We start from the raw sequence: 18,378 nt of genomic DNA, 5'->3' as shown, positions 1-18,378 counted from the left end.
GAAGGCTGAGTGGAGGTGTTCATCCGGGGATTGGCGCGCAGCGCCGTTCGACGCAGTCGAACTCATCGCATGTAGGTGCCAGCGAAGCCAACCGGAGGGCGATGCCCCCGGATGAATGCCGGAGCGAGGGAACGCCGAGCCTAGGCGAGGGGCCGGACGCAAGGGGCGAGACCTTTTGGTTCCTTTTGGGGCGTTTGCCAAAAGGGACTCGCCGTAAGGGCGAAACCATAAGCCGCCGTTACCGCAGGAATGGATATGTACACGACCAGCTATCGCGCAACGACAGACTAAAGCTCAAACCGCAACTCGGGCCAGATCGGCGAAGTCCCCCGCTTCTGCGACTCAAGAATAGCCCGACACAACGAACACAACCGCTGATCCTGAAACACCCGCCGATCAACACTCGACCAGCGAGGCGAAGCCGGCAACAAACTGCCACACAGGGTGCGATCGGCCGAACCACCCAACTCCAGTTGACGGGTCACCAGATGCACCCGCACTTCCTGGCAGGCGAACAGATCCAGCTGTTCGTCAGGCTCGATCAGTTGGTAGGCAAATAGTGACCAGGCAGGACGCGGCATCGGGGGCTCCAAATCGGGGGCGCCACCTTAGCCGAAAGCCTGCCTCTAGAAAAGTGTCATAACAGCGGTTTTAGGGTAGGCCAGACATTTTCCAGCAACTTGTCCTGGGCCCCGGCCGCCGGGTGTATGCCGTCAGCCTGCATCAAGTCCGGATGGCCACCCACGCCGTCGAGGAAAAACGGCACCAGCGGGATCTTTTTCTCATCGGCCAGGTTGCTGTAGACCTCGGCGAAGGCCTTGGTGTAGCGCACACCGTAATTGGGTGGCAATTGCATACCGAGCAGCAGCACCTTGGCCCCCGCCTCCTGCGATTGCTGGATCATCGAAGCAAGATTTTGTTGCAATTGAGTTGGCAGCAAACCGCGCAGGCCGTCATTGCCCCCCAACTCGAGGATCACCAGTTCCGGTTTATGCTCTGCAAGCAGCGCAGGCAGGCGCGCCTGGCCTCCGGCGCTGGTGTCGCCGCTGATGGACGCATTGATCACTTTATCGTCGAAACCTTCGCGCCTGAGCCGTTCTTCAAGCAACGACACCCACCCCAGCCGGGTATCCAGGCCGAAACCGGCGCTGATACTATCGCCAACGATCAGGACTGTACCCGCCGCTGCGTTTTGGGCCATGCACATCAAGGCCAGGCCAGCACTCAAAAACCAGACACGCATCGGACTCTCCATGGGCGCAAGCATTCTCATCGCGAAGGACCTTAGCAAAGTGGTTCCCAGCGCGGAAGGTGAACTGACCATCCTGCACGAACTCAGCCTGGAACTGAACAAGGGCGACAGCCTGGCCATCGTCGGCGCTTCGGGTTCCGGCAAATCCACCCTGCTGGGCCTGCTCGCGGGCCTCGACCTGCCGAGCAGCGGCGAGGTGACGCTCGCCGGGCAAGGCCTGAGCAACCTCGATGAAGACCAGCGTGCGCGCATCCGCGCCGAGCACGTAGGTTTCGTGTTCCAGTCATTCCAATTGCTCGACAGCCTCAATGCCCTGGAAAACGTCATGCTGCCGCTGGAACTCGATGGCCGCAGGGATGCCCGCGAACGCGCCACCGAGTTGCTGCAACGCGTGGGCCTGGGGCAACGCCTGACTCACTCGCCGCGCCAGCTCTCCGGGGGCGAGCAACAACGCGTGGCGATTGCCCGCGCATTTGCCGCCGAGCCCGACGTACTGTTCGCCGACGAACCGACCGGCAACCTCGACAGCCACACCGGCGAGCGTATCAGCGATTTGCTGTTCGAGCTCAACAAGGAGCGCGGCACGACCCTGGTGCTGGTGACTCACGATGAACGCCTGGCCCATCGCTGCCGGCGCCTGATCCGTCTTGAAGCCGGCCTGCTGGTCGCCCCTCTGGAGCCTTGATGGCACGCTTGCCGCTGTTGCGCCTGTTCAGTCTCGCCATCCGCCAATTGCTGCGCGACGCCCGCGCCGGCGAATTGCGCGTGTTGTTTTTTGCCTTGCTGGTGGCAGTCGCCGCCAGCACCGCCATCGGTTACTTCGGCGCCCGCCTGAACGGCGCCATGATGCTGCGCGCCACCGAGTTCCTCGGTGCCGACCTGCTGCTCGAGGGCAGTTCGCCAGCGCGCCCGGAGCAAATAAAAAGCGGCACCGAACTGGGTCTGCAACACGCGCAAGTCGTGGAATTTTCCAGCGTCATCGCCACCGACAACGGCATCCAGCTGTCGAGCATCAAGGCAGCCGATGACACTTATCCGCTACGCGGCGAACTGAAAAGCGCGCCCGCGCCCTTCGCCGTGGAGCAACCCGGGGGAGGACCGAAACCCGGTGAAGCCTGGGTCGAGGCGCGACTGCTGACCGCCCTGGACCTGAAGATCGGCGACAGCATCGATGTCGGCATGAAAACCCTGAAACTGGCACGGGTTCTGACCTACGAGCCCGATCGCGCCGGCAATTTCTACAGCCTGACGCCACGGGTACTGATCAACCTCGGCGATCTCGCGGCCACCGGCGTGGTGCAACCCGGCAGTCGTGTCAGCTATCGCGAGCTCTGGCGTGGCAATGCCGAGGCTCTGGAAACCTATCGGCAACTGATCAAGCCGGGACTCGCCGCCAACCAACGCTTGCAGGATGCCCGCGACGGCAACCGACAGATCGGCGGTGCCTTGGGCAAGGCAGAGCGCTACTTGAACATGGCCAGCCTGGTGGCGGTATTGCTCTCCGGCGTAGCGGTGGCGCTGTCGGCAACCCGCTTCGCCACCCGCCGCTTCGATGCCAGTGCGTTGCTGCGCTGTCTCGGCTTGTCGCGCCGGGAAACCCTGGCGCTGTTCAGCCTGCAACTGACCGTCCTCGGATTGCTCGCCAGCATCAGCGGCGCCCTCCTCGGCTGGCTGGCACAGCTTGGGTTGTTTGCCCTGCTGCATGACTTGCTGCCGACCGACGTACCTCCGGGTGGGTTGTTTCCGGCCATTGCCGGGATCGGCACCGGCCTGGTCGCGCTGGCCGGTTTCGCCTTGCCACCGCTGGCGGCCCTGGGCCGGGTTCCGCCATTGCGGGTATTGCGGCGGGACATGCTGCCGATCCCATCCAGCACCTGGATGGTCTACGGCGCGGCGTTGGGCGCGCTCGGCCTGATCATGTGGCGCCTGAGCCTGGACCTGGTGCTGACCTTTGCCCTGCTCGGCGGCGGCGTGATTGCAGCGCTGGTGCTGGGCGGTTTGTTGCTGCTGCTGTTGAAGAGTCTGCGGCGCATGCTCGCCCGTGCATCCTTGCCCTGGCGCCTGGGACTCGGCCAATTGCTGCGTCACCCGCTCGCTGCCGCGGGCCAGTCCCTGGCGTTCGGCCTGATTCTGCTGTCGATGGCGCTGATTGCGCTGCTGCGCGGTGAGTTGCTGGATACCTGGCAAAACCAGTTGCCGAAAAACGCTCCCAACTACTTCGCCCTGAACATCCTGCCTGCGGATAAACAGGCCTTCACCGATCACCTGATCACGGTGTCGGCAAAATCGGCACCCTTGTACCCGGTAGTCCCGGGCCGCCTGATCAGCATCAACGGCGAACCGGTGCAGCAAATCGTCACCAAGGAATCAGCCGGGGATCGGGCCATCCAGCGCGACCTGAGCCTGACCTGGGCGGCGGACCTGCCAGCGGGCAACAAACTCACGGCCGGCAATTGGTGGAACCAGCAAGCGCTGGACGATATTCCCGGTGTGTCGGTGGAAGGCAAGGTCGCCGAAAGCCTGAAGCTCAAGCTCGGCGACCATCTGGTTTTCAGCGTTGGCGGGGTCAATCGCGAGGCGAAAGTCACCAGCCTGCGGGAGATCAACTGGGACAACTTCCAGCCGAACTTCTTCATGATCTTCCAGCCTGGCACCCTGAAGGATCTGCCGGCGACCTACCTGACCAGTTTTTACCTGGCACCCGGTCATGACCCACAAATTGTCGAGCTGTCCCGTGCCTTCCCGGCGGTAACGATCCTGCAGGTCGAAGCCTTGCTGGAGCAACTGCGCAGCATCCTCGCCCAGGTCACCCTGGCGGTGGAATACGTGCTGTTGTTTGTGTTGGCGGCAGGGATGGCCGTGCTGTTTTCCGGTCTGCAGGCGACACTGGACGAACGCATTCGCCAGGGCGCACTACTGCGAGCGCTGGGGGCCGAACGACAATTACTGGTGAAGGCGCGGCGTATCGAGTTCGGCTTGCTCGGTGCGGTCAGCGGTTTGCTGGCGGCATTGGGATCGGAACTGGTGAGCCTGGTGCTCTACCGTTATGCCTTTGACCTGCCATGGCATCCGCATCCCTGGCTGTTGCTGCTGCCACTGCTGGGCGCCGTGCTGATCGGTGGTGCCGGGGTGTTCGGCACCCGTCGGGCATTGAACGCCAGCCCGCTGACAGTCTTGCGCGAGGGTTGATAGACTCCAGCCGTCGCCACCACAAGAAGTTGCCATGAGCCGTTATCGCCCTCCCCGCACCGCCGGCACCGCGCTGATCACCCCTGAAGGTGAAGCGCGGATGCGTGCCGAGTTCCATGAACTGTGGCATGTACGCCGACCCCAGGTGACCCAGGCTGTCAGCGAAGCCGCCGCCCAGGGTGATCGCTCGGAGAACGCCGAATACACCTACGGCAAAAAGATGCTGCGAGAGATCGACAGCCGCGTGCGTTTTCTCACCAAACGCCTGGAGGCGCTGAAGGTCGTCAGCGAAAAACCCAGCGATCCGAACAAGGTCTACTTCGGCGCCTGGGTCACGATCGAAGACGAGGACGGCAAAGAGTCGCGCTACCGCATCGTCGGGCCGGATGAACTGGACCTCAAGCTCGGCCTGATCAGCATTGATTCGCCGTTGGCCCGGGCCCTGATCGGCAAGGCGCTGGACGCCGAAGTCCGGGTGCAGACACCGACCGGTGAGCAGTGTGTTTATATCGTTGCGATCGACTATCCGTAAAATTCAACCGCGGGTGATCAGCCCTTGCCGGGCCACGCGGGTCAGTTGCCTGATCACTTCGGGCGCGTCTTCGAGGCTGGGGGATTGAATCACCGCCAGGTCGAAACTGTCGTCGGCAAAACGGGCGAGCGACTCACCGTCTTCGACAAACTGGATCAGGAAAGCAGCGGGGCCGCCGGTACGACGTGGCCAGCCATCGAGATAACGCAAGAGCGTCGGCTGATGTTTACCGCCAAGCAGGATTTTTGGATTGCGCTGGGTGAGATGTGCCGTGATCGGCGCGGGACGTACAACGGGGTTTAGTGCATTCATTGTGTCGTGTCTCTGCCTCAAAAGTCTGCATGGCAGGTGAGAGGCAACACCGAACCAGCGCTTTAGCGGTATTTCGAAGCCCGTTCCGGCTTCTATCGGCAACTGGATGAGTCACCTGGCGCCCCGCAAGTAGCTGTTTAAATCGGCGCATGGACAACATCCTAGAGAAGCTGACCGGAGAGTGTCAAGAATGACGCGCAACAAAAAAGGCCCGCACAATGCGGGCCTTTTCGTTGAGCCAGAGCGGTCAACCGGCGATGACACGGTCCGCCGACAGTTTGCCCGCGCCTTCGATCAATACCGCGATACTGCCACCGAGCAACGCCAGGGCGAATTCATAACCGTTGTTGGCCATGAACAGGCCGTTGCTGATGTGCACCGTGAAAATCGCGACCAGCGACAGGAAGGTCAGGCCCAGGGCGGCTGGGCGAGCCAGCAGGCCGACGATCAAGGCCAGGCCGGCGAAGAATTCGGTGCCGCCCGCCAGTGCCGCCATCAGGTAACCCGGTGTCAACCCGAGGCTTTCCATGTACTGCGCGGTTCCGGCCAGGCCATGGCCGCCGAATGCCCCGAAGAGCTTCTGCGAGCCGTGAGCGGCGAAGACAATGCCGACAACGATGCGCAGTACGGTCAGGCCGTAGCCGGCGCGGGTGAACAGTACCTTGTTGATCAGAGTGCTCATGCTGTTTCATTCCTTGTGTGTTGGTTGGCCGCTATATTAATCAGTAAACCGTATGTTAAAAGCGCAAAAAACCCGCCATAACAATCAGATAAATTGATCATTTACGCGAAACGACCTTTTGTCCCTGGGGCTCCAACGACTCCCGCTCCCGATCGAACGCCAGGTAATACTTGTTCACGCTATTAACATAGCTGACAGGCCCCATACCCACCTGCTCCAAGGCAACGCGTTCGACCTGGAAGAACCACTGGTTGGGATTCAAACCGCGCCGCCGCGCTTCGGCGCGCATGCCCTGAACCCGCTCCGGCCCGATGTTGTAGGCCGCCAGCACGAAGGCCATGCGTTCGCGCTCGTTGAGTTTCGGGCTGGCAAAGAACTTGCGCCGGATCATCGCCAGGTACTTGGCCCCGGCCTGCACATTGCCATCAAGCTCCTGAAAATTGTTGACCCCCACCCGCTGCGCAGCAGCAGGCGTGATCTGCATCAGGCCGGTCGGGCCACCGCCACTGCGGGCGGTGGGCTGCAACGCTGATTCCTTGAACGCCAGCGCCGCCAGGTTGAGCCAGTCCATGCCTTGGGCATCGGCGTGTTTCTGCAGCACCGGGCGAAGTTTTTCCAGGCGCTGGCGGTCCGCCTTGGCCAATGGGTAATGCACTTGGTAGAGACGCCGATAGATCCGCAGGAATGCGGCATCCTGATCCGACGGTTTTTTGTAGACGGTGAGGAAGCGATCAATGCTGGCACGCAGCATCGAGGCATCACGGCGCACGAACCAGAACTCCTCTCCCGGATCACTGATGAGAACCTGCTTGTCGACACGCAATTTGGGCAGGATCTTGCCCCAGCGTTCGGCAATCGGCTGCTCGACGATGGTCAGGTGGAAGATGCCGCCCTGCACCATCTCCAGCACATCCTCGACGGCAAGGCTCGGATCGACCCATTCGATTGTGACCGGTGGCAGTTTGTGCAGGGCAAGCTTTTGATTGATCTGGCTGACGGCATCCCCGGCGGCGCTGCCGGCGGGTAACGCCAGGGTCTTGCCGGATAGCTGTTCAAGTTTGCTGTAGCGGCGTTCGCCCTTGATACCGACCAGGACCAACGGAATGTTGCTGGCGATCGGCTCACTGGTGCTGACGGCGAAGCCTGGTTGCAGATCGAGCAACTCGCCTGGCGCCACCAGATCGCCCTCCCCGCGTTGCAATGCGCCGAGCAGTTGATCCTTGGCCTTGGGAATGATCTTGAGGGTGATTTCCTGACCGTCACGGGCATGGCCGTTGAGGTATTGCTCGAACGCTCTCAGGCGATGGTATTCAACCCCGATCGCCTGCCCCTGGACTTCGCCGGAACTGTTGCGGCTCTGGTTGACCAGCACCCGCAGCACTCGACTGCTGCGGATTTGCGCAAGGTCGCGCACCTGGCTGGCCGGTACGGCTTGCAGCGGACCGGGCAGCCGCGCAACCGCCGTCATCGGCAGTAGCAGCGAACAGCACAGCAGTAGCAAAACCGAGGGACGAATCATCCGCTCTCCGGAAAGAATATGAGGCGCGCTTCAATGATGAATGGCATCAAGCACAGCAACAAAACAGAGCGCCCACGGCGCTGACAACGTGCGAAAGACTGGCACAATGATGGCAAAACTACCAACCCGGCCCGTCCCGAGGCTCAAGAGACAGCGTTAACTCGTTGTAGTTCTTGGCTTTTCTTATAAATCCGTAGCTCTGATATGCTTTCCGGCCTTTGAGCCGAGGTAGCACCATGCAACTCATCGATATCGGCGTCAACCTGACCAACGCCAGTTTTGCCGACAAACACCAGGCCGTGCTCGAGCGCGCCTACGCGGCCGGCGTGTGCCAACTGGTGCTGACCGGCACCAGTGTCGAGGGCAGTGAACAGGCCCTTGAGCTGTGCCGACAACTGGACGAAAGCGCCCAGCGCCTGTTCTCAACTGCCGGTATCCACCCTCACTGCGCCAGCGACTGGAACGCCGACAGCGCCCGAGATTTGCGCAGCTTGCTCAAGGAGCCGAACGTGGTGGCCGTGGGCGAATGCGGGCTGGACTTCAACCGTGACTTCTCCCCGCGTTCGCAGCAGGAAAAGGTCCTCGAAGAACATCTGGCCATGGCCGTTGAGTTGCAACTGCCGGTGTTTCTGCACGAACGCGACGCCAGCCAGCGCTTGCTGGAGATCCTGCGCGACTTCCGCGACCGGTTGCCGGCCGCCGTGGTGCACTGCTTCACTGGCGAGCAGAAGGCTCTGTTCAGTTATCTCGACCTGGACTTGCACATCGGCATTACCGGCTGGATCTGCGACGAGCGCCGGGGCACGCATTTGCATCCGCTGGTCAAGGAGATCAAGCGTGGACGCCTGATGCTCGAGAGCGATGCACCCTATCTGCTGCCACGCAGCCTGCGCCCCAAGCCGAAAAACGGGCGAAACGAACCGGCGTACCTGACCGAAGTATTGCGCGAAGTAGCATTGCATCGCGGGGAAAGCCAGGAAGATCTGGCAGCGCACACCACAGCTTGCGCACGTGCGTTCTACGGGCTGCCATCAATTCCCCGGTAAACGCCCACATTGACCTGCATCAAAATCCGAACGCCTGCATAGCGGCACAATAATGGCACCTTGCCAAAACTGTTTCCGCTATCAGAGAAGACCTCCATGGGTGCCTGGCTTAGCAATATCTCGCTGAAATACAAATTCTGGGCGGTCAATGCCGTCGCCTTCGTCACCACGCTGCTGTTGGTGCTGTACGCCGTCCACCTCGAGCAACAGGCCCGCGCTGATGCGTCCCAAGCCTCGGCTCAGGCGCAAGCGCGATTGCTGCTCGACTGGCCTGCCGGGCAGCCTCTGCCCACCACCGATGACCTGCTGACGCTCGATCGCGCACAGACTCCGTCGCTGAACGGGCAACCCATGGCGGAACTCACCCATGCAAACGGCTGGGTCGAGATCAACTCGATGCCGCTGTTCGGTGACAATCCGTTGATGGGTGCCGAAGTGTTCGCGCGCGCCGACGGCCAGCGGGTCGCCGTGATTGCCCACGGTCCTAGCCTGAGCCAGGTGTTCAGCGAGCGCTTCAGCCACTACGCGCTGGCGGTGTTCATCCTGATGCTGGCGATGCTCGGCGCATCGCAGTTGTTGATCCGCTTCCTGCTCAGCCAGCTCAACACCTTGAAGGACGTCATGCTGCACGTGGAGAAAACCGGCGACCTGTCGGCCCGCGTGCCATTGGCTTGCAGCGACGAGGTCGGGCAAATGGCCAATGCCTTCAACGCCATGCAGGCCGGTTATCAAAGGGTGGTCAACACCGTTGCCAGTACCGCCCGGCAACTGGATGACGGTGCCGCGCGGCTGGCGGCGAGCATGAATGAAGTGCGTCACGGCATGCTCGGCCAGCAGAGCGAAACCGATCAGGCCGCCACGGCGATCAATGAAATGACCGCCACGGTCTATCACATTGCCCAACACGCGGGCGCCACCCGAGACCTTTCACAATCGGCCGACACCCTGGCCGGCAGCGGGCAGGAGGTCGTGAACCGGGTGCAGCGTTCGATTGCCGGACTGTCCACCGGCGTCCAGCAGACCGCCGAGATGATTCAACGCCTGGCCGAGGACAGCCAGAAGATCAATGGTGTGGTCAACGTGATTCACAGCATCGCCGAGCAAACCAACCTGCTGGCACTGAACGCCGCCATCGAAGCGGCCCGGGCCGGCGAAATGGGTCGCGGCTTTGCGGTAGTTGCCGATGAAGTGCGCAACCTTGCCAAACGCGTGCAGGCCTCGACGGACGAAATCACCCTGATGGTCTGCGCGTTGCAGGCCGGCACGCGGGACGCCGTGGACTTCATGCAGGAGAGCTCGCTCAAGGCCGACGATTGCGTGCAACAGGCGCAAGAGGCCGGCGCGGCATTGGCCGAAATCACCGGCGCGGTGGCGCAGATGCGTGAAAGCAATACGCAGATCGCGGTAGCGGCCGAGCAGCAGAGCCAGGTGGCGGAAGAGATGAACCGGGCGGTGGTGAGCATCCGTGACGTGACCGAGAACACGGTGCAGCAGACGGTGACCTCGGCGAATACCAGCAATGAGTTGGCGGCGTTGGCTGGGGAGTTGAGCAAGGCGATAGGTCAGCTCAAGCTTTGAGGGCCCTTTCGCGAGCAGGCTCGCTCCCACATGGGATCTATGTATGCCCGGAATCATATGGTCACCGAAGATCAATGTGGGAGCGAGCCTGCTCGCGAAGGCGTCAGAACCGACACCATCAATTCCAGTCATGTCACCTATCAAGCCAATAGCCAGCCTTGATTCGCGGCCAGCATTGACCGGGCCTATTCTTAATCACATGTATTGAACATGGATCGAGGATCAGCATCATGGGCAAGCGTCACCCCAACCTTCCCGCCTGGCAATGGCGAGCGTACCCGAACAATCACCAGCACCCGACCAATCTGGTGTTGCACCTGATCGCGGTGCCGCTGTTCATCGTGGCGTTTCTGCTGATTGTGTCCGGAGTGTTCAGCCTGACCCTTTCGAACATCGCCATCGGCGTGATCGGCGTGATTGCAGCGTTGGCCTTGCAACGCCACGGCCACAGCATGGAGACGCAAGCTGCCGAGCCGTTCGATGACCGCAAGGATGCAATATCGCGCCTGTTGGTCGAACAGTTCCTGACTTTTCCGCGGTTCTTCCTCAGCGGTGGCTGGTGGCGCGCCTGGCGTGAGCGCCACCGCCGTCACTGAGTCAGGCGAATACCGTCACCGTCTGCCGGCTCATGGCGATCAACCGGCCGTCGGCGCTCCACATTTTCGCGGCGGCATGCCCGTAACCGTCGGCGGCGTGCTCGGTCTCGACGAGGTATTTGCACCATTGCAGGGTGTTCAATTGCAGCAGCGGCTGCACGAATTCGATGGTCCAGGTCAGCGTGCTGCCCATCGCCGGCTTTTTCAGAAACGGCATCAGGGCCGGCGGCCAGGCGTCTACCAGGGCCAGGATGTGCGCCTCGCTGATGGCTTCTTCTTTCACATCGCCGCGCAAACGCACCCAGCCACCCATTTGCCGCGATGTGCTGCCGCTGAAGGGCAGCCCGCCGACACTCCAGCGCATCGCCAGATGCCGCATGAACTCCGGGATGACACCTTCGATAAAGGGTAATTCCTGGCACTCGTCCCAGTGCTTCATTTCAGGTGCCGGTTCAGCGGTCACCGCCACTTCCGAGGGACGTGAGGCACCAAAGCTGCCCTGGATCAACGTCACCACCTGCCCCTTCTGCATCACCCGGCCCAACACCTGGCTGACGGCCTTGCCTTCGCGCAATACATCGACTTCAAAACTGACCGCAACCTCAGGCTCGACCGGACCGACAAAGGTGATTGCCAACGAGCGCACCGGGCGATCCGCCGGCACCCGGGCACGCATGGCTTCGTACTGCAAGGCGGCCACCAGGCCACCGAAACTGGCGCGCCCCTGGGCCCAGGAGGCCGGGATAGACAGTTCCTGCGGGTGGCTACGGACAGCGTCGAGCAGTTCGGAAAAACGCATGCAAACCTCAGCGGGCGAAAAAGGATGAAGGGATCTTACCCAGCCGGAGCAGGCTATACAGCACCCATTCCGGCCAAATTGACTGACAGATGAGCCGCACAAGGCTCGTGCCCACAATGGAACTGCGGTGTTTCAGGATTTGAAACAGGCCTTGCCGAGTTTTTCCAGCACCCGGTCCGCACGGCTTTCGGCCTCGGCCATGGTGGCTTGCCACACGGCAACACAGGGCTGCAAATCCGCTTCCTGTTCGGCCATGGCCAGCCATTGCAGGCAATCGTGCCAGTCGCCCAGCGCTCCTTGGGCCGATTTCAACCGGGGCATGGCCGCTTTCGGCAAACGGTCCAGCTCGGGATAAGCATCGATACCGTAGCGCACACGCTTGATCAGCAGGCGCAGCCGATGGCGGTCGTGGGCGGGGTCGTGCAGTGCCTTGTCGAGTTTTTGCCACTGTTTGCCCAGGCGTTTTTCGATGAGTTTACGCAAGCCCTTGAGCAACCCCTGGCGCTGGGCAGCCCGCAGAAAACGCGGAAACGCATCGAGGACGATCAGCAATTGCGCGAGCTCGGTACTGGCCGCCACGGCCGGATAGGCCTCGGCCATTTGCGCCATGCGCCACTGTGCAGCTTGAGGTTGGCCATGCTCGAGCAGATAAGCCGCCAACACTTCACGATCACGCAATGGCGTGGTCAGATCACCCACCCGTGAGGCAGCCGCTTCCAGTTGTTCGACACCCGGCAACTCGCGCAAAGGCCGCAACAGGCTGCGCAACCGCCGCACGGTAGTGCGCAGATCGTGTAACGCTTCAGGGTCAGTACGCTCTTTTAACCGGGCCTGACAGGCCAGCAGACGAACTTCAAGGCCCAGAACACGGGCCACCAACCGATCGATCATGGGGTTTACTCCGTAAAACAGTGCCCGTAGGAGCTGGCTTGCCAGCGATGGCGATATCAGGCCACGGTAACATTCGAGAGCCTGGCGCCGGCAAGCCGGCTCCTACAGGAGTAGCAGTGTTTTCAACGCCCCGCGCGCGATTCACGAATATAGAAACGAGCCTTCTCGGCTTTTTTGGTGCAGCCTTCGAACCCCTCGAATTGCTGCTGGGTCTTGGCCGCGGTCAACAGCGACAGGGCCTTGGAGTAGCTGACAGTCCCGGCGAAACCTTCGGCTTTGGCCAGGTCCAGTTCATGCCAGGCCGCGTCCAGGCCACTTCCGCAACTGTCGCGATAAGCGGTTTTGCCGGCACAACCGGCGAGCGCCAGGGCAATCAATGGCACACAGATCCAGGCTTTCATCACTCACTCCTCAAAGATAGGTCAACAGTCATGCAGGTAAGACGGTGTGGCGACGCAAAAGTGCCGTTGGTCCGCCGTGCGAACTATAGCGCTGACGAGAACAACCCTGTGCCGCCATGGAGTGTCGAAAATACGACGCTCCTGCTTCATCGAGCGACCATGGCGATTGAAGCATGACCCTCGATGGGTGCATTGTTGAACCATTAAAACGAGGGCGATTGATGAAAAAGCGTGTCGCACTGGTATTGGGCTCGGGTGGGGCCCGGGGTTATGCACATATCGGGGTCATTGAAGAGATCGAACGGCGCGGCTATGACATTGCCTGTATCGCCGGTTGCTCCATGGGCGCAGTGGTGGGCGGGATCTACGCCGCCGGCAAACTCGATGAGTACCGCGACTGGATCGAGAGCCTGGATTATCTCGACGTGTTGCGCCTGGTCGACGTCAGTTTTCGCCTGGGGGCGATTCGTGGCGAAAAGGTGTTCGGGCAGATCCGCAAGATCGTCGGCGAGATCAACATCGAAGACTTGCGCATCCCCTACACCGCCGTTGCCGCCGACCTGACCAACCAGCAGGAAATCTGGTTCCAGGAAGGTTGCCTGCACCAGGCGATGCGCGCCTCGGCAGCGATTCCCAGCCTGTTCACCCCGGTGATGCAGGGCAACCGCATGCTGGTCGATGGCGGCATTCTCAACCCGCTGCCGATCGTGCCGGTGGTGTCGAGCCATTGCGACTTGATCATCGCGGTCAACCTCAACTCCACCAACCAGCGCCACTATCAATTGCCGGTCATCCAGCGTCCCGCAGCCTTCAAGACCCGCTTCGACAGCCTGATCAACTCTCTAGGCTCGAAGCTGCCGTTCCGCCGCAAACAGGCCGAGCAATTGTTGATCCTCGAGCAGGAAGCCCTGAGGGCCGAAGGCGCAGATTTCAATCCGTGGATCGAATCCGCCGAGCCTGAAGCCCAGCAACCCGCGGCGGCGCCGGAATCCAGTGGCGCACCGCGCTCCGCCACCGGTTCGTTCATCATCGACAACGTCGGACCGGCGTCCTTGCTGGACTTGATCAACCAGAGTTTCGAGGTGATGCAGACATCGCTGGCGCAGTACAAGATTGCCGGGTATCCGCCGGACATCCTGATCAACGTGCCCAAGCGCGTGTGCCGGTTTTTCGAGTTCTACAAGGCGCCGGAGTTGATCGCACTGGGAAGGGAGATTGCGCGGGATACGCTGGACCGGTATGAGAAGGAGCAGAACTGAAAGCCTGAAAGTTCTCGAGTGAATGTAAGGGCCTCATCGCGGGCAAGCCCGCTCCCACAATGACCGCGTCGATCACAAATCCTGTGTACGCCGCTAACCCTGTGGGAGCGAGCTTGCTCGCGAAGGGGCCGGATCAGTCACCACAAATTTTCAAAACTATTCACTCAACAACCGATACCCCACCCCAGCCTCAGTGACGATGAACCTGGGTCGGGTCGGATCATCCGCCAGTTTCTGGCGCAGGTGCCCGACCACGATGCGCAGGTAGTGCGTGTCTTCGGTGTGCGTCGGCCCCCAGATATCCTTGAGCAATTGCTGCTGGGTGATAACCCGCCCGGGATGCCGCGCCAGTTGCGCGAGCACGGCGTACTCCTTGCGGGTCAGCGCGACTTCGATGCCGTCGAGCAGCACCCGGCGATACGCCAGGTCGACCGTCAATGGACCGAAGCTCAGCGCGGCTTGCGGGACCTCGCCGACGGTTGCCTGGCGCAACAGCGCACGAATCCGCGCCAGGAATTCCTGAATGCCGAAGGGCTTGGTCACGTAGTCATTGGCGCCACCATCCAGGGCCTCGACTTTCTGCCCCTCACTGGCACGCACCGAGAGCACCAGCACCGGCACCGTCGACCACTCGCGAAAATCGCGCAGCACCTGTTGGCCGTCCATGTCGGGCAAGCCGAGGTCGAGCACCAACAAGTCCGGCTTGTTCAACGCAGCCTGGGCCAATCCTTCACTGCCGGTGCCGGCCTCCAGCACTTTGTAACCCTGGGAAGCGAGGCTGATGCGCAGGAATTTGCGGATCTGCGGTTCGTCGTCGATGACCAGGATGGTCGCAGTCTGGCTCATGAGTTCACATCAACACTTAGAAGTGGCAAGAGAGTAGCGCATGCACGATCAGGCTTCACTCTCGTATCCGGGCTGAGCCTGTAGCGGCAGGTGCAACGTGATGCAGGTACCGCGCCCGTCGATGCCGTCGGCGACGCTGATGCGCCCGCCATGGGCACCGACCATGCCCTGACAGATCGCCAGCCCCAGTCCGGTGCCCTGCCCGCCACGATCACCTCGCGCCGCGGTGTAGAACATGTCGAAAATCTTCGCCCGCTCCTCCTCCGGAATCCCCGGTCCCTCATCGCTGACCGAGAAAAACAACTCACTGTCATCGGTCCCGGCGCGTAGTTGTAAACGCCCGCGGGGTGGCGAAAACCGCGCAGCGTTTTCCATCACGTTGATCAGTGCCTGTTCGATCAGCGCGGCATGGACGAACAGCAGCGGCAAATCCGCCGGCACTTCGGTGCTGACCTGCAGCGACGCGAGTACCGCGCGCAAGCGATTGAGCGCGCTGCCGACGATATCCGCCGGCGACACCCAGTCCCGCGCCAACTTCAGGGCACCGTGGCCGAGGCGGGTCATGTCGAGCAGATTCTGGATATAACGATCAAGGCGCTCGGCTTCATCGCGAGTACCTTCGAGCAACTCACGCCGGTCCTCCAGCGGGATCGCTTCGCCCAGGGCCAACAGGCTGTCGATACTGCCGCGCATGGACGTCAACGGTGTACGCAAATCATGGGACACCGAAGCCAGCAAGGCACTGCGCAGTTGCTCGGTTTCACCGTGCAGCCGCGCCGCTTCCAGGTCATCGGCCAGTTGCGCCCGGGCCAGCGCCTGGGCCAGCGGCTGGCTCAGCGCGGTCAACAAGCGGCGGCGCTGGCCGCTCAGGGTCTGGCCTTCCCTGGCGCAGACACCGAGCAACGCCAGCGGGCCGTCCTCCACCGATAACGGCCACCACCACCAGCGGCCGAACGGCAAGGTGCCAGTGCCCGCACCCGCCGGTTGGTCGTGCTGCCAAGCCCAGTCGGCGGCAGCGCGTTCGGCTTCGGTGAACTCCAGCGGGCCACCGGTTTCGACTTTCCAGCCGTTTTGCCCATCGCGGTTGAGTAGACACAGTTGCACGTCGCTCCAACCGTTGAGGTGCTGGGCGGCCGCGCTGACCACGGCCTGGCGATCGGTGGCGGCGGTCAGTTTGCGCGACAGGTCGAGCAGTTCGGTAGTCTCTTCCTGGGTATCGCGCAGGGCCTGCAATTGCCTGCGCTGGCGCGCCGCGAGGTTGCCCGTGAGGGCCGCCATCAGCAGGAAGAACAACAAGGTCAGCACGTCTTCTTCGCGCTGGATGCTGAAAGAAAAATTCGGCGGAATGAACAGAAAGTCGTAGGTCAGAAACGACAGCGCCGCACAGGCCAGCGCCGGCCCGAGACTGCTGCGCACAGCCACCAGCAGCACGGCGGCGAGGAACACCAGCGAGATGTTCGGCAGCGGCAGAACACTCGCCACGGCCCAAGCCAGGGCGCTGGCCAGAATCGTCGCGACCACGGCCAACGCGTAATCGAACCAGACCAGCGCCCCCATCGACCGCTGATGGGGCCGATGCTGTGCGTGATCGCTATCGAGCACATTGATTTCCAGTCCGCGCGCATTGCGCAACAGGCGCGCCGCCAGCCCGCCACCGAACAGGCGACGACGCAATCTCGGCCGGGACTGGCCGACCAGTACCAGGCTGGCACGCCGCTCGGCGGCATGCTGGATCAGGGTTTTCGCCACCTCACCGGCGCGCAGCAACACCACTTCGCCACCCAGGCGTTCGGCCAGTTGCTGGGCACTTTGCAGGCGCAGGCGCGACTGTTCGTCACGCACGCTGCCGTTGTCCACATGCACCAGGCTCCAGGGCAGGTGCCGCCGCTGGGCCACGCGGCTGGCATGGCGTACCAGACGCTCCGCCTGGGCATCGCCATCGACCCCCACCAGCAAACGCCCGCGCACGGCCGGTGCCGCTTGACCGAGTTGGCGATAACCCTGGGCCAGATCGTTATCGACCTGAGCCGCCGCGGCTTGCATCGCCAGTTCGCGCAGGGCCGTGAGGTTGGTCTGGGAAAAGAACGCGTCGATGGCCGCCCGCGCCTGTTCCGGTACATAGACCTTGCCGTCGCGCAATCGCTCGAGCAGTTCCCGTGGCGGCAAGTCGATCAGCAGCAGTTCGTAGGCTTCCTGCAACACCCAGTCCGGCAGGGTTTCGCGGACCTGCACGCCAGTGATGCCGCGTACCTGGTCGTTGAGGCTTTCCAGATGCTGGACGTTGACCGTGGTGTACACGTCGATGCCGGCGGCGAGCAGTTCCTGAATGTCCTGCCAGCGTTTTTCGTGACGGCTGCCGGGGGCGTTGGTGTGTGCCAGTTCGTCGACCAGCACCAGTTTTGGTTTGGCTTTGATCAGTCCGTCGAGATCCATTTCTTCAAGCAACACGCCCCGGTACTCCGAGCGTACCAACGGCTGCTGCGGCAAACCGCCGAGCAGTGCTTCGGTTTCAGCCCGGCCGTGGGTTTCGACGACGCCGGCCATGACCTTCACCCCTTGGCGCAGCTGGATGTGGGCCGCCTGCAGCATGGCGTAAGTCTTGCCCACCCCCGGCGCGGCGCCGAGAAAGACCTTGAGCCGGCCACGGCCATCGCGGGGCAGGTCTGCTAACAGCGCGTCGGCGCGGCCGGAGTTGCTCATGCTTGGGAATCTCTTTTTTCAGATGTTGTTGTGGTGATTGTGAGGCCGTCATCGCGAGCAGGCTCGCTCCCACATTTGGAATGCGTACTCCTGTGGGAGCGAGCCTGCTCGCGAATGGCTGCGCCGCCGATCTACAGGTTTTCCAGCGCCAGATTCAACTCAAGCACATTCACCACCGGCGGGCCTACCAACGGCTGCTCGATGTGGGCATCCAGCAGTTGTTGCAGGGTCGCTACCGGCAGATTGCGCGCCGCCGCGACTCGCGCCAGTTGATAGGCAATCGCCGCCGGTGGCAAGTGCGGATCGAGGCCGCTGCCGGACGTCGTGACCAGCGCCAATGGCACCGGCCCCTGGCCTGGCACCAACAGTTTGGTGGCATCGTCGATCACCCGCGTTGCCAGCGCCGGGTTGCTCGGCGACAGGTTGCTGGCGCTGCTCGACACCGTGGCAAAGGCACCGGCGGAAGGCCGTGGGTGGAACCAGGCGTCGCCAACGAAATCCTGGGCGATCAGCGAGGAACCGCGGACCTTGCCGTCGGCATCACGCACCAGGCTACCGTTGGCCTGATCCGGGAACGCAACCTGGGCCATGCCAGTGACCACCAGTGGATAGGCGACGCCGGTGATCAGCGTCATCAGGACCAGCAGGCTCAGGGCCGGGCGTATCAATGTGGACATTTCAAAATCCTCGAATTCGTAAAAACAGCTGTAGGAGCGAGCTTGCTCGCGATGGATCTGAAGGCGCCGCGATTTGTCAGAAAGGGCGCGTCATCGTTA

The 18,378-nt window shown here is 62.1% G+C and carries 18 protein-coding genes; 7 read left to right on the top strand and 11 right to left on the bottom strand.

The features are described 5' to 3' along the window. Positions 1-287: 287 nt before the first annotated feature. Positions 288-581: a hypothetical protein gene (locus EI969_RS03990; RefSeq protein ID WP_007991769.1), complete on the bottom strand. Its 294-nt coding sequence runs from the start codon at positions 579-581 to the stop codon at positions 288-290. Positions 582-637: 56 nt separating this feature from the next. Further along, on the bottom strand, positions 638-1,243 hold the full coding sequence (locus EI969_RS03985) for an arylesterase (RefSeq protein ID WP_160386032.1): 606 nt from the start codon (positions 1,241-1,243) through the stop codon (positions 638-640). A 10-nt stretch (positions 1,244-1,253) separates the two neighbouring features. Between EI969_RS03985 and EI969_RS03980 the strand changes: the two genes are divergently transcribed. The 3 genes from EI969_RS03980 to greB are packed head-to-tail and all read left to right on the top strand — an operon-like array spanning position 1,254 to position 4,973. Then, positions 1,254-1,937, top strand: coding sequence for an ABC transporter ATP-binding protein (locus EI969_RS03980; RefSeq protein WP_150717549.1), 684 nt, complete (start codon positions 1,254-1,256; stop codon positions 1,935-1,937). Beyond that, positions 1,937-4,441 carry an ABC transporter permease gene (locus EI969_RS03975; RefSeq protein ID WP_160386031.1) on the top strand — a complete coding sequence of 835 codons (2,505 nt, stop codon included), beginning with the start codon at positions 1,937-1,939 and terminating at the stop codon, positions 4,439-4,441. The genes EI969_RS03980 and EI969_RS03975 overlap by 1 nt, the downstream gene beginning before the upstream one ends. Before the next feature lie 34 nt (positions 4,442-4,475). Continuing rightward, positions 4,476-4,973: a transcription elongation factor GreB gene (gene greB / locus EI969_RS03970; protein WP_115947228.1), complete on the top strand. Its 498-nt coding sequence runs from the start codon at positions 4,476-4,478 to the stop codon at positions 4,971-4,973. A gap of 3 nt (positions 4,974-4,976) precedes the next feature. Here the strand turns inward: greB and EI969_RS03965 are convergent, their stop codons facing one another. The 3 genes from EI969_RS03965 to EI969_RS03955 form a co-directional block, all read right to left on the bottom strand. Beyond that, positions 4,977-5,285 (bottom strand): class I SAM-dependent methyltransferase, encoded by a 309-nt coding sequence (locus tag EI969_RS03965; RefSeq protein ID WP_160386030.1) that lies wholly within the window; start codon positions 5,283-5,285, stop codon positions 4,977-4,979. Between the two features lie 247 nt (positions 5,286-5,532). Next, positions 5,533-5,967 (bottom strand): DoxX family protein, encoded by a 435-nt coding sequence (locus EI969_RS03960; protein WP_160386029.1) that lies wholly within the window; start codon positions 5,965-5,967, stop codon positions 5,533-5,535. Between the two features lie 97 nt (positions 5,968-6,064). After that, the gene (locus tag EI969_RS03955) at positions 6,065-7,486 is read right to left on the bottom strand and encodes a transglycosylase SLT domain-containing protein (RefSeq protein WP_160386028.1); all 1,422 of its coding nucleotides are present in this window, start codon (positions 7,484-7,486) and stop codon (positions 6,065-6,067) included. Between the two features lie 236 nt (positions 7,487-7,722). Between EI969_RS03955 and EI969_RS03950 the strand changes: the two genes are divergently transcribed. The 3 genes from EI969_RS03950 (at position 7,723) to EI969_RS03940 (ending at position 10,706) form a co-directional block, all read left to right on the top strand. Continuing rightward, positions 7,723-8,532 (top strand): TatD family hydrolase, encoded by an 810-nt coding sequence (locus EI969_RS03950; RefSeq protein WP_160386027.1) that lies wholly within the window; start codon positions 7,723-7,725, stop codon positions 8,530-8,532. A gap of 96 nt (positions 8,533-8,628) precedes the next feature. After that, complete coding sequence (locus tag EI969_RS03945; protein WP_160386026.1) at positions 8,629-10,110, top strand: methyl-accepting chemotaxis protein; 1,482 nt, start codon at positions 8,629-8,631, stop codon at positions 10,108-10,110. Between the two features lie 230 nt (positions 10,111-10,340). After that, positions 10,341-10,706: an Mpo1-like protein gene (locus EI969_RS03940; RefSeq protein WP_160386025.1), complete on the top strand. Its 366-nt coding sequence runs from the start codon at positions 10,341-10,343 to the stop codon at positions 10,704-10,706. A gap of 1 nt (position 10,707) precedes the next feature. Here EI969_RS03940 and EI969_RS03935 read toward each other — a convergent pair whose 3' ends face one another. The 3 genes from EI969_RS03935 to EI969_RS03925 form a co-directional block, all read right to left on the bottom strand. Beyond that, positions 10,708-11,505, bottom strand: coding sequence for an acyl-CoA thioesterase II (locus EI969_RS03935; protein WP_160386024.1), 798 nt, complete (start codon positions 11,503-11,505; stop codon positions 10,708-10,710). Between the two features lie 132 nt (positions 11,506-11,637). Next, a complete protein-coding gene (locus EI969_RS03930) occupies positions 11,638-12,396 on the bottom strand; it encodes a CHAD domain-containing protein (RefSeq protein WP_160386023.1) in 759 nt (252 codons plus the stop codon). A 122-nt stretch (positions 12,397-12,518) separates the two neighbouring features. Beyond that, complete coding sequence (locus EI969_RS03925) at positions 12,519-12,797, bottom strand: hypothetical protein (RefSeq protein ID WP_010461623.1); 279 nt, start codon at positions 12,795-12,797, stop codon at positions 12,519-12,521. A gap of 221 nt (positions 12,798-13,018) precedes the next feature. Here EI969_RS03925 and EI969_RS03920 point away from each other — a divergent pair, with 221 nt between their 5' ends. After that, complete coding sequence (locus EI969_RS03920) at positions 13,019-14,056, top strand: patatin-like phospholipase family protein (RefSeq protein WP_150717560.1); 1,038 nt, start codon at positions 13,019-13,021, stop codon at positions 14,054-14,056. A gap of 156 nt (positions 14,057-14,212) precedes the next feature. Here the strand turns inward: EI969_RS03920 and EI969_RS03915 are convergent, their stop codons facing one another. From EI969_RS03915 to kdpC, 3 genes are all read right to left on the bottom strand, one after another. Then, positions 14,213-14,902: a response regulator gene (locus EI969_RS03915; protein ID WP_160386022.1), complete on the bottom strand. Its 690-nt coding sequence runs from the start codon at positions 14,900-14,902 to the stop codon at positions 14,213-14,215. 48 nt (positions 14,903-14,950) lie between these two features. Continuing rightward, positions 14,951-17,602 (bottom strand): sensor histidine kinase KdpD, encoded by a 2,652-nt coding sequence (locus tag EI969_RS03910; protein ID WP_160386021.1) that lies wholly within the window; start codon positions 17,600-17,602, stop codon positions 14,951-14,953. A gap of 131 nt (positions 17,603-17,733) precedes the next feature. Beyond that, the gene (kdpC, locus tag EI969_RS03905) at positions 17,734-18,279 is read right to left on the bottom strand and encodes a potassium-transporting ATPase subunit KdpC (protein WP_160386020.1); all 546 of its coding nucleotides are present in this window, start codon (positions 18,277-18,279) and stop codon (positions 17,734-17,736) included. Positions 18,280-18,378 lie beyond the last annotated feature (99 nt).

Origin of the sequence: Pseudomonas sp. PB101, assembly GCF_009764265.1 — a bacterium.
Classification (GTDB): Bacteria; Pseudomonadota; Gammaproteobacteria; order Pseudomonadales; family Pseudomonadaceae; genus Aquipseudomonas.
This window is presented reverse-complemented; position numbering and strand designations above follow the sequence as displayed.

Coding starts and splice junctions, on each gene's coding strand:
- EI969_RS03990 (WP_007991769.1), bottom strand. CDS start 581: ATGCCGCGTCCTGCCTGGTCACTATTTGCCTACCAACTGATCGAGCCT.
- EI969_RS03985 (WP_160386032.1), bottom strand. CDS start 1,243: ATGCGTGTCTGGTTTTTGAGTGCTGGCCTGGCCTTGATGTGCATGGCC.
- EI969_RS03980 (WP_150717549.1), top strand. CDS start 1,254: ATGGGCGCAAGCATTCTCATCGCGAAGGACCTTAGCAAAGTGGTTCCC.
- EI969_RS03975 (WP_160386031.1), top strand. CDS start 1,937: ATGGCACGCTTGCCGCTGTTGCGCCTGTTCAGTCTCGCCATCCGCCAA.
- greB (WP_115947228.1), top strand. CDS start 4,476: ATGAGCCGTTATCGCCCTCCCCGCACCGCCGGCACCGCGCTGATCACC.
- EI969_RS03965 (WP_160386030.1), bottom strand. CDS start 5,285: ATGAATGCACTAAACCCCGTTGTACGTCCCGCGCCGATCACGGCACAT.
- EI969_RS03960 (WP_160386029.1), bottom strand. CDS start 5,967: ATGAGCACTCTGATCAACAAGGTACTGTTCACCCGCGCCGGCTACGGC.
- EI969_RS03955 (WP_160386028.1), bottom strand. CDS start 7,486: ATGATTCGTCCCTCGGTTTTGCTACTGCTGTGCTGTTCGCTGCTACTG.
- EI969_RS03950 (WP_160386027.1), top strand. CDS start 7,723: ATGCAACTCATCGATATCGGCGTCAACCTGACCAACGCCAGTTTTGCC.
- EI969_RS03945 (WP_160386026.1), top strand. CDS start 8,629: ATGGGTGCCTGGCTTAGCAATATCTCGCTGAAATACAAATTCTGGGCG.
- EI969_RS03940 (WP_160386025.1), top strand. CDS start 10,341: ATGGGCAAGCGTCACCCCAACCTTCCCGCCTGGCAATGGCGAGCGTAC.
- EI969_RS03935 (WP_160386024.1), bottom strand. CDS start 11,505: ATGCGTTTTTCCGAACTGCTCGACGCTGTCCGTAGCCACCCGCAGGAA.
- EI969_RS03930 (WP_160386023.1), bottom strand. CDS start 12,396: ATGATCGATCGGTTGGTGGCCCGTGTTCTGGGCCTTGAAGTTCGTCTG.
- EI969_RS03925 (WP_010461623.1), bottom strand. CDS start 12,797: ATGAAAGCCTGGATCTGTGTGCCATTGATTGCCCTGGCGCTCGCCGGT.
- EI969_RS03920 (WP_150717560.1), top strand. CDS start 13,019: ATGAAAAAGCGTGTCGCACTGGTATTGGGCTCGGGTGGGGCCCGGGGT.
- EI969_RS03915 (WP_160386022.1), bottom strand. CDS start 14,902: ATGAGCCAGACTGCGACCATCCTGGTCATCGACGACGAACCGCAGATC.
- EI969_RS03910 (WP_160386021.1), bottom strand. CDS start 17,602: ATGAGCAACTCCGGCCGCGCCGACGCGCTGTTAGCAGACCTGCCCCGC.
- kdpC (WP_160386020.1), bottom strand. CDS start 18,279: ATGTCCACATTGATACGCCCGGCCCTGAGCCTGCTGGTCCTGATGACG.